Consider the following 14,737-nt stretch of genomic DNA (forward strand, 5'->3'; position numbering starts at 1 on the left):
ACGACATGAGCAACACCACCAAACACCACGACGCCGACCCAGTGCCGGCCCCTAAGGCACCCACGCAGGCGCAACGGCAATCGCTTATCGAACACCGCGAACGCATGCAGTCCCTGATGCGAACGGCAGGCATGCTGCCCGTGCTCGTGCTGCTGTGCATCGGCTTCGGTCTAGGCACCGACAGCTTTTTCAGTCTGCAGAACCTGTCGATTGTCACGCAGCAGGCGTCAATCAACATCGTGCTGGCCGCCGGGATGACCTTCGTCATTCTGACGGGCGGGATCGATCTGTCAGTCGGCTCGGTGCTGTCGGCCGCCGCAGTGACGGCCTTGCTGGCATCGAACATTCCGGGTTGGGGCTGGCTCGGCATCCCAACCGCGCTTGCCGTCGGGATCGGCTTCGGCCTGATCAACGGTGCGCTGATAGCGTTACTCAGACTGCCGCCCTTTATCGTCACGCTCGGCGCGCTGACTGCGGTGCGCGGCGTTGCCCGGCTGCTAGGCCACGACACGACCGTCTTCAATCCCCAACTGTCGTTCGCCTTCATCGGCAACGGCGCGATCCTCGGCGTCCCGTGGCTCGTGGTGATCGCCGGCGCAGTGGTCGTGGTCTCCTGGTTCATCCTGCGCCGCACCGTCCTTGGACTGCGCATCTATTCGGTCGGTGGCAACCGCGAAGCCGCGCGCCTCTCCGGTATCAAGGTGTGGGGCATCGAGATGTTCGTCTATGCCATGTCAGGTCTGCTTGCCGGCCTCGGCGCAGTGATGTCGGCGGCCCGCCTGTATGCGGCGAACGGTCTGCAGATGGGTCAGTCGTACGAACTGGACGCGATTGCCGCAGTGATTCTCGGCGGCACCAGCTTCGTCGGCGGTGTGGGCTCGATCGTCGGCACGCTGGTTGGCGCGCTGATCATCGCTGTCCTGACCAATGGGCTGGTTTTGCTCGGCGTATCCGACGTCTGGCAATACATCATCAAGGGCCTCGTCATCATCGGCGCTGTAGCGCTCGACCGCTTCCGTCAACGCGGATCAGCTCGCACCTGAACTACGCCTTCATACGCCGTTCCTACTTGCCTCACAAACCCATGGGCGCAAACCGGTCCCCTTGCGCCCCACTCACCCAACGGACCACCTTGGAGACAACGAAAATGTTCAAGCAGAAAATTGCTATCGCCAGCACTGCCCTTGCGATGGGTCTCAGCCTCACGCTGCCCGCGGCGAACGCCGCCGACAAGCCGCTCAAGGCGATTGGCATCACCGTCGGCTCGCTTGGCAACCCCTACTTCGTCACGATCGTCAAAGGCGCTGAGGCCAAGGCCAAGCAGATCAATCCCGGCGTGAATGTCACCGCAGTGTCGGCTGATTACGACATGAACAAGCAGTTCACGCAAATCGACAACTTCATCGCCGCTCACGTCGACATGATCCTGCTCAACGCAGCCGACCCGAAGGCTATCGAGCCTGCTGTGAAGAAGGCTCAAGCCGCCGGCATCGTGGTCGTAGCCGTGGATGTGGCCGCCGCCGGCGCCGACGCCACGGTGCAGACCAACAACGTGCAGGCCGGCGAAATCTCGTGCGACTACATCGCCAAAAAACTCAATGGCAAGGGCAATGTCATCATCGAAAACGGGCCGCCGGTGTCGGCGGTGGTCGACCGCGTGAAGGGCTGCAAGTCGGTTTTCGCGAAGCATCCCGAACTGAAGGTGCTGTCTGATGATCAGGATGCCAAAGGGTCCCGCGAAGGCGGTATGAATGCGATGCAGGGCTATCTGACGCGCTTCCCGAAAGTCGATGCCGTCTTCGCAATCAACGACCCGCAGGCGGTGGGCAGCGATCTGGCGGCCAAGCAGTTGAACCGCAAGAACCTCTTCATTACGTCCGTCGACGGCGCACCGGACATCGAAACCGCGCTGAAAACCGACACGCTGGTTCAGGCCTCCGCGAGCCAGGATCCGTGGTCTATGGCGCAAACGGCCGTCACGGTCGGATACGGGCTCATGAACGGCAAGAAGCCGGCCAACACGATGATCCTGCTGCCCTCCACGCTCGTGACGCGTGACAACGTCAACAGCTACAAGGGCTGGTCGTCGCACTAAGCTCAACCCGTCAATTACACGCCGGATCATCATGTCACATCTCACTCAGTCGCCCGCATGGCGGGCTCTCGCAGACCATCGCGACCACATGGCGCACACCTCGATCTCCGGGCTCTTCGCGCAGGACGACAGACGTTTCGAGCGGTTCTCGATGGAGGCGGCCGGCATCTTCGTCGACTACTCGAAGAACCTGATCACGACTGAAACGCTGGGCCTGCTCGGCGCGCTCTCGCGCCAGGCCGGTGTGGAAGATCGGCGACGCGCCATGTTTGCGGGTGAGCGCATCAACACCACAGAGAACCGGCCGGTGCTGCACGTCGCACTGCGCGAGCGAAGCGGGAAGCCGATTATCGTGGACGGGAAGGACGTGATTCCGGACGTGTTCGCAGTCCTCGCTAAAATGCGGCGCTTTACCGACGCCGTCCGTGAAGGCAAGTGGCGCGGCTACACGGGGCACGCGATCACCGATGTAGTCAATATCGGCATCGGCGGCTCGGATCTCGGTCCGCGCATGGTCTGCGAAGCTTTGAAGCCTTATGGCGACAAGGGGCCGACGACGCACTTCGTCTCCAATGTCGATGGCGCCGACATTGCCGAAGTGCTGCAGAGCGTCGATCTGGAGACGACGCTCTTCGTGATTTCATCGAAGACTTTCACGACCCGGGAGACTCTGCTCAACGCACGCACCGCGCGCAACTGGCTACTGAGCAGCGGCGCGCCCGAATCAGCCGTCGCAAAACACTTCGTCGCGGTTTCGACCAACGCTGACGCGGTTGCAGCATTCGGCATCGATCTCAGCAACATGTTCGAATTCTGGGACTGGGTCGGCGGCCGGTATTCGTTGTGGTCCGCGATCGGGCTGCCTATTGCGCTGCAGATCGGCATGGACGGATTCGAGGCGCTGCTGGGCGGCGCACATGCAATGGACCGGCACTTTGCCGAGGCGCCGCTCGAACAGAACCTCCCCGTCCTGCTCGGCATGATTGGCATCTGGTACACGAATTTTTTTGGCGCGAACAGCCAGCTGATTGCCCCATACGACCGCTATTTGCACCGCCTTCCAGCCTACCTGCAGCAACTCGACATGGAGAGCAATGGGAAGTCCGTCACCTTGTCGGGCAAGCGTGTCGATTATGGGACAGGACCGGTCATCTGGGGAGAGCCCGGGACCAACGGTCAGCACGCCTTTTTTCAATTGTTGCATCAGGGAACCGCCCTGATCCCGGCAGACTTCATCGCTTGCATGCAGCCGCAGCGTGCGCTGGATGTTCACCATGACGTCCTGCTGGCCAATTGCTTTGCGCAAACCGAAGCGCTGATGAACGGGTTGCAGGTGGCGGGGGCACCGCACCGCAGCTTCGACGGCAATCGCCCAACCAACACGATCTGCATGGACAGCCTTGAGCCCGCGGCACTTGGCGCCCTCCTCGCGCTGTACGAGCACAAGGTATTCGTGCAGGGGATCATCTGGAACATCAATTCTTTTGACCAATGGGGAGTCGAACTCGGCAAGAAACTGGCCGTGGTGATTGAGAGCGAAATCAGCGAGTCAAGCGCGGCAAGTACTCACGACAGCTCCACCAACGGTCTGATCGAGCGCTTCAGGCAACGGCGGATGAAGAAGGCTGATCCGGCAATCGGAGATCGGAGCGACCATGAATCTTCCTGAACTGGTCGTATTCGGCGAGGCGCTGACCGACTTTATCCGTGAAGACGATCAGCACTGGCGTAGCGCGTCGGGCGGCTCGTGCTGGAACGTCGCCCGCGTGGGCGCACGGCTGGGCGTGCCTACCGGCTTCGCGGGCACCGTCAGCCATGACACGTTTGGCGACAAACTGATGGTACAGAGTGCGCAGGCCGGACTCGACATGCGTTTCACCAGACAGGTGGAGCGGCCGCCGCTCCTCGCCATGGTCGTATCGAAACATCCGCCGCAATATTTTTTTATCGGCGACAACAGCGCCGACCTGGCTTTTGACGCCAACGCATTGCCGTCCGGGTGGCTGGAGGCTGCGAAGATCGTGCACTTCGGTTCGCTTAGCCTGGTACGTGATCCACTCGCGGAGCATCTGCTGGATATCGCGCAAGCCGCGCACGCCGCCGGCAAGCGGATCTCGTTCGATCCGAACTACCGGGATCTGATGGCGAGCCCCGGCTACCGCCCTACGCTGCGCCGCATGGCGGAACTGGCCAGCTATATCAAGGTATCGGACGAGGATCTGCGAGGCCTGTTCCCGGAACTGGATGAAGCCCAGGCACTTGCCAAACTTCGCTCGTGGGCGCCCACTGCCGACATTCTTGTGACACGCGGCGCAGCAGGCATGGCGTTGCTCACCTCGGACGAGGAGCTTTTCCAGCCGGCGTTCGCCGCACAGGTCGTCGACACCGTCGGCTGTGGCGACGCCTGCGTAGGCGGATGGATCGCGAGCCTGATTAGCCGGCCGGATGCGCCGCAGGCATCCCATCTGCGGTTCTCGGCGGCTTGTGCAGCCGTGGCGTGTGCACAGCAGGGCGCCTACGCACCCACCACGGACGAAGTGGCGACCCTGACCGGCTCGTCAGGCCCGTTTATCAATTCCCACAATTGAATACCATGAGAACTCCACGGAACAGCCCACCCGAGCACGACGGATTCGCATTCGTCCTGTTCGGCGGCACGGGTGATCTGGCGATGCGTAAGATCCTGCCCGCACTCTACGCCGCGCACCGCGACGACATGCTCGCACCGGACGGCAGGATCGTCTCCGTTGCACAGACAGCCCTCGATCATGGCGGCTATCTGAAATGGGTCGAGGAGCATGTCAAACCCCACCTGCCCGGAACGGCGATCGATCCCGCTGTGTGGGAAGGCTTTCTCGAACGCATTACGTATGTCGCGCTCGATGCGAGTCAGCCCGATTCGTTCTCCCTGTTACGCGAAGCGCTTGCGACAGGGCGCAGCCGGCGGATTTTCTATCTGGCGACCGGGCCTGCACTGTTCGTGCCGATCTGCCGCGCTCTCGCGTCGGCCGGACTGACCGTAGGCTCGCGCGTAGTGCTGGAGAAGCCGCTCGGCTACGATCTCGAATCGTCCAATGCGATCAACGATGCGGTGGGCCAGATCTTCGCAGAAGACCAGATCTACCGGATCGACCACTACCTGGGAAAGGAAGCGGTCCAGAACCTGCTCGCGCTGCGATTCGGCAACTCGCTGTTCGAACCATTGTGGCGTCGCGACTGGGTCGAGAGCATCCAGATTACGGTCGCCGAAGAACTGGGCGTCGAAGGCCGCGGCAACTTCTACGACCAGACTGGCGCGCTGCGCGATATGGTGCAGAACCACCTGCTGCAGTTGCTCGCCATCATCGCCATGGAACCGCCTCACTCCATGGATGCAGACGCGGTGCGAGACGAGAAACTGCGCGTGTTGCGCGCGCTCAAACCGGTCACGAGCGAGCAGATCCGGCAGAGTGTCGTGCGTGGCCAGTATCACGCCGGTGCCATCAAGGGGGTATCGGTGCCGGCTTACCAGGCCGAAGCGGGTGTCGGTGAGCACAGCACGACAGAAACGTTCGTCGCCCTGAAGGTCGAGGTCGAAAACTGGCGCTGGTCCGGCGTGCCGTTCTTCCTGCGCACCGGCAAGCGGCTCGCGGGCCGCCTGGCAGAGATCGTCATCAACTTCCGGCCCGTACCTCACTCGGCTTTGGGCCCGATGGCATTACGCCCGGGCTCGAACCGGCTGACGATCCGGCTGCAGCCGAACGAATCGATCCGGCTCAGCGCGCTCGCCAAGCAGCCAGGGACTGGCATGACGCTGCAAGGCGTGCATCTCGACCTCGCATTTGACCAGTTCTTCCAGCAGGAGCGGATGGAGGCGTACGAGCGCCTGCTGCTCGATGTGATCGCGGGACGGCTCGCACTCTTCGTAAGGCGTGACGAGCAGGAGGCCGCATGGCGATGGGTTGCGCCGATCCTCGCTGACTGGGCAAGCCAGGACAACCCCCCGAAACCTTACGCAGCCGGCACCTGGGGCCCGGCCGCGGCAAGCGCGCTGCTTGCGCGGCACAGCACCTGTTGGCAGGAGGAAGAAAACTGAGCGCCAAGCAAACCCGCGGTCAGCCCGCCCTTGAGTTTAAGGTGCGCAGGCACGACGGTGTCGCACTCGTGACGCCCCGATGCGCCTACTGCATCGATCAACGCACTCAAAATCTTCAGTGACGACTCTTATGTCCAGCTGATCTGTTAAGCGAACCACAATCATGGATACAGTCTGGCACCTTGAATGGCCCCATGGCCATCTTGATGTTCATGCAAAAGGCGGGATGCTCAGCGACGTGACGCTTGTGCGAGGCAAGCGGCAACTGCAGCCGTTTTACGAGGCGCCATGGATCGGCGACGCCTCAGCCCATCCGCAAGGATTGCTCGGGCATATGAGAAGCGAATTTCCGTGTGTGCCTTTCGGCACTCCCTGGGCTGCCGAGACCGTCGTGGAAAGCTGGCAGCAGAGCCTTGCGACGCCGGTCCGCGAACACGATTACCCGCTCGATGCGAGCGACGATCTGCTTCACGGTTACGCGTGTACGGGCGACTGGACTCTCCTGCGACAGACGGAACTGGAAATCCAGGTCGCGCTCGAGTATCCGCCTGCTTCGTCGATCGCCCGCGTAGTACGGGTGATCCGCGCCGACCCCGATGGGCCCGCGATCGATTTCGTGTTGAAGGTTCAGGCGCGCAAAAGAACGCGCCGTCCGATCGGTCTGCATCCCAATCTGGCGCTGCCGTCGGTCGCTGGTGCATTTCAGATCCAACCGGGCACGTTCCAGTTTGGTGTCGTTCACCCAGGCGGCCCCGAACCCGGCGTGTCGCGCGCGGATCCTGGCGCGATTTTCAATGAGCTTGACAAGGTGCCACTGCGCACGGGCGGCACGGGTGCGTTTGATCGTTTTCCATTCGCCCACGATACCGAAGAAATCGTCCAGCTTTGTGGTACTGACGGATCTGTCGTTCTGACCGATGACGAATCGCAGGTCGCGTATCGGCTCAGTTGGGACGCCGCTGTACTTCCATCCCTGCTGTTGTGGATCAGCAATCGCGGCCGCAGCCATAGTCCCTGGAATAGCAGGAACCTGTGTCTTGGCGTCGAGCCAGTTGCCAGTGCTTTTGAACTCGGCTGCCGCGCCGCGTTGTCCGTGAACCCCATCAATGAGCGTGGCGTGCCGACCGCCGTCGTGATCGAACCAGGCGAGCCTGTCGAAATCGCCTACCGGTTTGAGGTCTTGACTCAATAATCAGGGCGACGCGATTTTGGGAAATGTTGTGCCATTGGAGAAGCTAGCTGACGATTTTTGGCAGAACGCCGCCCGGAATTTGCCCTGAAAGTGCCATTTCAATATTCCCTGGACACCCGCTCTCCTTCTTTACGATCCGGATCACATGCGTGTGAGACAGGATGCGATGCCAGGCGCACGGAGAAAAATCCATGTCAACGATCGATTTTGAAAGTCTGCAGAAATTGTTTCCGTCCACCGACGAGGTGCCGGTAGAAGCCCGTTTGTCCTCACCGATCCATCAGCGTGTGTCGCTCGTGGACGGCGAGCTCAGACCGTGGGTCGGCACGTGCAAAACCGTGCTGTCGCCGGTTTGCGTGAGGCAACCCGACGGCGAGGTACAGCAACTCGCAATCGGTAGCTACCCTGTGATGGGCGAGTTGGAGAGCGACGCGGCACTCGACGCCGCCGTGCGTGCCTACGACGCGGGCCGCGGCGAGTGGCCGACAATGACCGTGGCCCAGCGTATTGGCTGCATGCAGGACTTCATCAAGCGCATGGTTGCGCAGCGCGCTCAGATCGTGAATCTGATCATGTGGGAGATCGGAAAGAGTCTCACTGACTCTCAGAAGGAGTTCGACCGCACAGTCACCTACATGCTCGCCACAATCGATGCACTCAAGGACCTGGACAACAGCAACTCGCGCTTTGTGATCGCGGAGGGCACCATTGGTCTGATCCGGCGCACACCGCTAGGTGTCGTGCTGTGCATGGGCCCGTACAACTATCCTCTGAACGAGACTTTCGCGACGCTGATTCCTGCACTGCTGATGGGCAACACGGTGGTATTCAAGCCGCCGCAATACGGCACGTTGCTGTTCTATCCGTTGCTCGAGGCGTTCCGCGACGCGTTTCCTAAAGGCGTGATCAACACGATTTACGCACCTGGTGCGGTTGTCGTGCCGCACATGCTCGCGTCCGGCAAGATCAACGTACTGGCGCTGATCGGTTCGAGCAAGGTGGCGGACCATCTGAAGAAACAGCATCCGAAGTCGCATCGGCTGCGTGCCATCCTCGGTCTCGATGCGAAGAATGCCGCCATCATTTTGCCCGACGCGGATCTTGAATTGACCGTGAAGGAGTGCCTGCTCGGGGCGTTGTCGTTTAATGGCCAGCGCTGCACGGCATTGAAGATGCTGCTGGTGCACCGGTCGATCGTCGAGCTGTTCCTGAAGCGCTTCACTGAGGAACTGGCGAAGCTGAAGGTGGGCATGCCATGGGAACACGGCGTCAGTATCACACCATTGCCAGGCATGCACCGCACCGCCTACATGACCGAGGCCATCGACGATGCCAAAGCCAAAGGCGCAGGCGTGGTCAACAACTCAGGTGGAGTGTTCTGCAAGACGCTATTCTATCCGGCAGTGGTTTATCCGGTCAGCGAGGGCATGATGCTGTACCGGGAGGAGCAGTTCGGTCCGATCATTCCGGTGGCGCCGTTCGATGACGTCGAAACCGCACTTGAGTACGTGACGGCTTCCGATCACGCGCCAGCAGGTCAGTATTTTCGGTTCAGATCCGACCCAGATCGGCGCGCTGGTCGATCCACTCGTCAATCAGGTGTGCCGAGTGAACCTCAATTGCCAGTGTCAACGTGGTCCAGATGTGTTTCCGTTTGCCGGACGGAAAGATTCGGCAGAAGGCACATTGTCTGTGACAGACGCACTACGGGCCTTCTCGATCCGTTCTATGGTTGCTGCCAAACAGACGGACAACAGCAAGGCGCTGTTGGAAGCAATTGTTACTGACCGCGACTCCAAATTTGTCAATACCGGGTTCATTCTGTGATCCCGGTATGCGGAGATCGAGCGCCATGACGACGTGATCAGAAAAAGTCCGCTGCTCCCGTGGAGCTGACAACGTTGATGACTGGAGTGTTGCGACGCATTCAATCCGTACAGCACTTCGGTAGCCGCCCCATGGGAACCTGCAAACCCAAGCGGGGCGCGATGAGCCGGGTGGGACCGCGAGTCACGATGTCATCTGGCGGCCGATGCTCCGGTGCGGAGCTGTTACGAAGCCGGGCGTGACGGCTTCTGGCTGCACCGCTGTCTGGACGAACATCAGATCACAAACCTGGTGGTGGATTGTGTGCGTCGCGTGAGGGCCGTTGAGAAACCTCTAGACAAGCGTTGAAGAGCACGGCAGACACAGCGTGCCGCTAGCAGAAGGGATCAAAGCGAGGTAGGTGTAGATGGGAGCAGATGCTTCGCGACGTTCCAAGGCAACAGTTCGTCGATGCGGTTGGCCTGGTGATCTGCAATGTTCGTAAGCACGTATTCCAGGTAGGCGTGGATTGACGTTGTTCAATTTGCACGAGCCGATCAGGCTGTACATTGCGGCGGCTCGCTCACCACCGCTGTCGGAGACCGCGAACATAAAATTGGAGCCTCTCAGAAATTTAGTGTGTCGAGGTCATGAGACGATAACGGAAATAACGTCCTATGACCGACACAACAGTGATCAAGAAAAGCAACAACCTGAAGGCGCCGAAGCTGTTCCCCGATGAGCTGATCGATCAACTGCTGGCGCAGGTGCAGAACAAGGATGCCGAGTCGATCCTCGGCGAATCGGGCCTGGCCGGGCAACTGAAGAAGAGCCTGGCCGAGCGCATGCTGGCGGCCGAACTGACGCATCACCTGGAAACCGAGGGCGGGCAAGGCAAGAGCGGCAACCACCGTAACGGCACCAGTTCGAAGACGGTCATCACGCCCAATGGCGAGCTGCACCTCGATATTGCGCGTGACCGTCAGGCGACGTTCGAGCCGCAACTGATTGGCAAGTATCAACGTCGGCTGCCGGGATTCGACGACCACGTCATCAGCATGTACGCGCGCGGCATGAGCGTGCGCGAGATCCAGGGCCATTTGCTGGAGTTGTACGGGCTGCAAGTCTCGCCCGACCTGATTTCCACCGTAACCGATGAAGTGCTGGCTGAAGTTGAGCAATGGCAGCAACGCCCGCTCGAGGCGATGTACCCGATCGTGTATTTCGATGCCCTGCGGCTGAAGATTCGCGACGAAGGCACGGTCAGGAACAAGGCGGTGTATCTGGCGCGCAATCGGACCAGGCACTACGCGATGCGCGGTCCGCGCATGCGCGCGAACTCGACGGATTGCTGGCTGCCCGCGCCGAACACGAATCCGCCTTGCAGGCGGAAGTTGCCAAGGTTACCGCCCGGCGCCAACGTCAGCTTCGCTCCGGAATGGTTCTCCTACCGACGCTCGCACCGTAGCTTGAGCCGGCGCGGTGCACAGCTGTAGTGCACTGCACCAACGCGTCGCACCAACCCCGTTCATGCCACGCGGCGACTCCGCGCTTCGCTGTAACTGAAATCCCATCACTTGCGTCGAGATGAACGTTCCGGCGTTCCAGAAATTTGACGAAGGTGCGATCCGTCGTTGAACTGGCCGGCCCCGCTGGACGCGCTGTTAGCCGAATGGGGCGTGGCTGGAAGCCGCCGGAGAGACCGCCCCGGATTAGCGTTACACGGATCTGTGGCACGGCTATTGCATAGATCGGGCGTGGGACCAACGGAGGTCCCAACGTATCGAATCTTTACCGGCCGCTCGCTTTGAGCGACCCGCAGGGACAACGGCGTCCCGAGTGCCAACTGTGCAACCGAGCAATCGGGACGCGCGGTTGCGCTCGGGGCGCTTTTTTTTGCGCTTCATTTGTCGCCGCGAGTCTCGTCATGGGGCGCGTGCCGTGCGAATGGAGCAACGGTGCAGGGTCTTCACGCCCACATTCACGATGAAACAGCCGATACATTCAGATCCCGATGCCGTCTCTGGACAGGTCATCGGCGAGCTCATCAATCTGGGGGGCCGGCAACGGATGCTCTCACAGCGCATCGTGCTGCACGTGCTGCTCGCGTCGCTCGGCAACAGTGGCGCGCTGTCCGTAGCCAAATCATGCCTTGTCACGTTTGCGCAAGCGCATTCCGATCTGGTGAGGGGCAACGAGCGCCTACCGGGCGTGTTTTCCGAAGCGTTGCGCGAGATGTATTTCGGCAACCGCAGAGCCGACGAGCGAATTCAGCAATTCATCGTCCAGGTGAATCGCGCGGTGTCGTGCGTCGAGTCGGGCCGCGCGGAAGATCGGACCCAACTCGACGCACTCGTCACTCAGGCGACGCCGCTGCTCGAACTGCTGCAGGACATCACGCTCGCCTATCAGCACGAGATGCGCGGCATCGAAGCGGCCGCGCTCAAGCGACAGACAGACATCGCCGAGCGGCTCGGCAGCATCTCAATGCAGGCCAACATCGTCGCGCTCAACGCGCGCATCTCGGCCGCACGAGCAGGCCAGTTCGGGCGGGAATTCGCGGTGATCACGACCGTGCTCGCCGACATCATTAAGGAGATGGACGAGCTGATCAAAAGTGTCGTCGACACGCGCGGCATGCCCCTTCAAGGTCGGCACGCCAGTGCCGGCCGCGCTCTTCAATAGCTTTTCCCCTGCGAGAGAAACCCATGAAACATCTGTTGAATTCGCTGACGAGCGGTAACTGGCGCGCGTTGCTGGCGTGCTTCCTCTACTTCGATACCGGCTTCACCGTGTGGGTGATGTTCGGCCCGCTCGCCCCGTTCATCCACAAGGACATCGCGATGTCGCCGGCGGAATTGGGCTTTCTCGTCGCGGTTCCGGTGCTGGGCGCGGCGATCCTGCGCGTGACGCTCGGCAACCTGTACCAGGCCTATGACGGCCGCCGCATTGCGCTCTGCGGCGTCGTGCTGTCGGCGTTGCCGTCGATCGTGCTGCTGCTGTCACCGTCCGCGCCTTCATATGTGATGCTGCTGGTGCTGGGCGTGTTTCTCGGTGTGGGCGGCGCGAGCTTTGCGGTGGCGCTGCCGATGGCCGGCAGCAACTATCCGCCCAAGGTGCAGGGGCTGGTGCTGGGGCTCGCTGCGGCGGGCAATATCGGCGCAGTGCTCGATGGTTTTCTGTTCCCGAGCCTCGCCGATCACTTCGGCTGGGCCAAGGCCGCAGGCGCGGCGTTGCCGTTGCTCGCGCTCGCGGCTACGGCGCTGTTCTTGTGGGCGAAGGACCTGGGGCCGAAGTCCGGCAGCGCACCGCGTGCGTTGCGCAGTTTCTGCGTCACGCTGGGCGGCTTGATCGCGCTCGTGCTTGCCGTGCACGCGGGTGTCTTCGGCGCCGGCAAGACAGGCGTGCTGCTGCTGCCGGTACTCGGCGCGCTGCTGGCGATTGCGGTGCTGCCGAAGCACTATCGCAGTGTGCTCGCGGAAAGCGACACGTGGGTCGTGATGCTGGTCTACAGCATCACGTTCGGCGGCTTCGTCGGCATGTCGTCCTATGTAACGACGCTGCTGGTTTCGCTGTATCAGTTGCCAAAGCTGGAGGCGGGGCTCTTCATGTCGCTCCTTGCCTTCACGGGTGCGCTGGTGCGGCCGCTCGGCGGCCTGATCGCCGACCGCATCTCCGGCGTGCGCGCGCTGGTGCTGCTGCTCGCCGGTATTTCGCTGTGCGATTTCGCATTCGCCGCGTGGATGCCGCCGCTGCCCGCCGGCATCGCGTTGCTGGTAGCCACCTATCTGTGCTTCGGGCTCGGCAACGGCGCGACCTTCCAGCTCGTGCCGCAACGCTGGAAGGGCAAGACCGGGTTGATGTCCGGGATCATCGGCGCAGCGGGCGGCATCGGCGGCTTCTATCTTCCCGTGATCATGGGGATGGCCAAGGAAAGCACCGGCAGCTATCAGATGGGCTTCGCGACCTTTGGCGTCATCTCGGCGCTGGCCTTCGCGCTGGTTGTCCTGCATCGCACGCGCTGGCTCACTTGGGCGCTGCCTGCGGAGAGCCTGGTGGTTGCGAGCCCGATCCCGGCTGCGGGCGCGCGTGCGAATAGTGGAGTGTGAGCTGGGCGTTGGGCGGGAAACGTGCCTGCATTGGCTGTAAGTCGCGGCGCGCGCTTCCCGTTTCGCCTCGCTCGCAAAGAATCGGATAAATGCGGGAGCTCAGCCTGAAGGTGTGAATCGTCAGTTCTATTGCTGAGTGAGGCGACCGGTGTGTGCAAAGCGGATCGCCGCTGTCATATCCCAACGCCGTATGTAAAACGGCCCGCGTCAGACGACGCGGGCCTAAGCCGTCTAGCGTTTGACGTCTGGATCATGCGCTGCGCAAGACCGCCTCGCGCTCGTAGCGTTGCACGTGAGAAGTGGACGGCAATTCAATAGACACGTCCGCCACCGACTCGTGCATAGCATGCGCCACGGCCTCGCCAATCACCTTGCCAACCAGAATGACAGCCGGGCTGCCGAAGCCGGCGGCATGCGCACGCGCTTCAAGCGTGTCGAGCGTCGCGAGCACGTGCCGCTCCGCAGCGCTGCCCGCCGATTGCACCACCGCAGCAGGCGTGTCGTGCGGCAGGGCTGACATCAGCGCGGCACACAGGCTGTCGATGCGGCTCATGCCCATGTAAATGGCGAGCGTCGTGCCGGTGGCGGCCAGCGCGGCCCAGTCTGGCTCGCTGTCGTCGCGCAGGTGCACCGTGATAAACGTCACGCCCGGGCAGTGATTGCGATGCGTGAGCGAAATACCGAGACCTGCTGCCGCGGCAAAACCCGACGAAATGCCATTGACGATTTCAAACGGTATCTGTGCGCGCCGCAAATCCGCCAGTTCTTCGCCGGCGCGTCCAAACAGCAGGGCGTCGCCGCCTTTCACGCGTACCACGTGACGGCCGGCGCGCGCGTAGCGCAGTAGCAGGCGCTGAATGAACGCCTGCGGGGTCGACTTGCAGCCGCCGCGCTTGCCAACGCGAATCACGCGCGCCTGCGGCGCAAGCGACACGATCTCCGGATTGACGAGGTCGTCGAGCAGCACGACATCGGCGCTTGCCAGCAGCCTTGCTGCCCTGATCGTGAGCAGATCGAGGTCGCCTGGACCCGCGCTGAGTAAAGTGACCTTGCCCGTTGCCATGGTGATGTCCTTGTACGTCCTGAGGCGGCCGGTTCGATGGCCGGTTGGACGAGCGCTGCGCCAAATGCAAACGGCGTCCGCTCGTCGTGTTTAACGAGGGGACGCCGTTGTCCTGATCTGGGTTGCCTGCGCTGCCGGGGGCGCATTGCGCACCATCTGCAGCGTGATTCCATGTGCCGGCACCGTTGCCGCGCGCATCGATAGAGGCAATATCCACGCCAGACAGTGCCGACGCGGGCAGCAGCGCAGAACGCGCGACGACGCCATCCATGCAGGCCAGATGTGACGATGCACTGCGAGGCCGGGCCGGCTCGCGGGTGCTATCACATCGGGCCGCGCAATACACCGCGAAAAACCTCTGGTCTGCTCACTAATCTGGGTTCACGAGCAAAGCCAA

The 14,737-nt window shown here is 61.8% G+C and carries 9 protein-coding genes and 4 pseudogenes; 11 read left to right on the forward strand and 2 right to left on the reverse strand.

The features are described from left to right. The first annotated feature begins 5 nt into the window (after positions 1-5). The 8 genes and pseudogenes from OKW37_RS01270 to OKW37_RS01305 all read left to right on the forward strand — a co-directional run. Positions 6-1,043: an ABC transporter permease subunit gene (locus OKW37_RS01270; RefSeq protein WP_090812410.1), complete on the forward strand. Its 1,038-nt coding sequence runs from the start codon at positions 6-8 to the stop codon at positions 1,041-1,043. A gap of 104 nt (positions 1,044-1,147) precedes the next feature. Then, on the forward strand, positions 1,148-2,095 hold the full coding sequence (locus OKW37_RS01275; RefSeq protein ID WP_090812411.1) for an ABC transporter substrate-binding protein: 948 nt from the start codon (positions 1,148-1,150) through the stop codon (positions 2,093-2,095). A gap of 31 nt (positions 2,096-2,126) precedes the next feature. Next, positions 2,127-3,764: a glucose-6-phosphate isomerase gene (pgi, locus tag OKW37_RS01280; RefSeq protein ID WP_429401538.1), complete on the forward strand. Its 1,638-nt coding sequence runs from the start codon at positions 2,127-2,129 to the stop codon at positions 3,762-3,764. Then, on the forward strand, positions 3,751-4,683 hold the full coding sequence (locus OKW37_RS01285) for a carbohydrate kinase family protein (RefSeq protein ID WP_090812413.1): 933 nt from the start codon (positions 3,751-3,753) through the stop codon (positions 4,681-4,683). The genes pgi and OKW37_RS01285 overlap by 14 nt, the downstream gene beginning before the upstream one ends. A gap of 5 nt (positions 4,684-4,688) precedes the next feature. Then, positions 4,689-6,170, forward strand: a complete 1,482-nt coding sequence (gene zwf / locus OKW37_RS01290; protein WP_090812414.1) for a glucose-6-phosphate dehydrogenase — start codon at positions 4,689-4,691, stop codon at positions 6,168-6,170. A 163-nt stretch (positions 6,171-6,333) separates the two neighbouring features. Further along, entirely contained in the window at positions 6,334-7,362 is a 1,029-nt protein-coding gene (locus tag OKW37_RS01295) for a hypothetical protein (protein ID WP_429509746.1), read from the forward strand. Between the two features lie 191 nt (positions 7,363-7,553). After that, positions 7,554-9,189: pseudogene (locus OKW37_RS01300) on the forward strand (NADP-dependent glyceraldehyde-3-phosphate dehydrogenase). Between the two features lie 180 nt (positions 9,190-9,369). After that, positions 9,370-9,489 (forward strand): annotated as a pseudogene (locus OKW37_RS01305) (IS110 family transposase); the annotation flags it as partial. 86 nt (positions 9,490-9,575) lie between these two features. Here the strand turns inward: OKW37_RS01305 and OKW37_RS01310 are convergent. Beyond that, a pseudogene (locus OKW37_RS01310) lies at positions 9,576-9,786 on the reverse strand (transposase domain-containing protein); the annotation flags it as partial. Positions 9,787-9,845: 59 nt separating this feature from the next. On the opposite strand from OKW37_RS01310, the pseudogene OKW37_RS01315 reads away from it, so the two are divergent. The 3 genes and pseudogenes from OKW37_RS01315 to OKW37_RS01325 form a co-directional block, all read left to right on the forward strand. After that, a pseudogene (locus tag OKW37_RS01315) lies at positions 9,846-10,457 on the forward strand (IS256 family transposase); the annotation flags it as partial. Positions 10,458-11,154: 697 nt separating this feature from the next. Beyond that, positions 11,155-11,853, forward strand: coding sequence for a methyl-accepting chemotaxis protein (locus tag OKW37_RS01320; protein ID WP_090812417.1), 699 nt, complete (start codon positions 11,155-11,157; stop codon positions 11,851-11,853). 23 nt (positions 11,854-11,876) lie between these two features. Further along, positions 11,877-13,277 carry an MFS transporter gene (locus OKW37_RS01325; RefSeq protein ID WP_090812418.1) on the forward strand — a complete coding sequence of 467 codons (1,401 nt, stop codon included), beginning with the start codon at positions 11,877-11,879 and terminating at the stop codon, positions 13,275-13,277. Positions 13,278-13,527: 250 nt separating this feature from the next. Here OKW37_RS01325 and cobA read toward each other — a convergent pair whose 3' ends face one another. Beyond that, entirely contained in the window at positions 13,528-14,340 is an 813-nt protein-coding gene (gene cobA / locus OKW37_RS01330) for a uroporphyrinogen-III C-methyltransferase (RefSeq protein WP_429401544.1), read from the reverse strand. Between the last annotated feature and the right edge of the window lie 397 nt (positions 14,341-14,737).

Origin of the sequence: Paraburkholderia sp. MM5482-R2 (assembly GCF_050436125.1) — a bacterium.
Lineage (GTDB): Bacteria > Pseudomonadota > Gammaproteobacteria > Burkholderiales > Burkholderiaceae > Paraburkholderia > Paraburkholderia tuberum.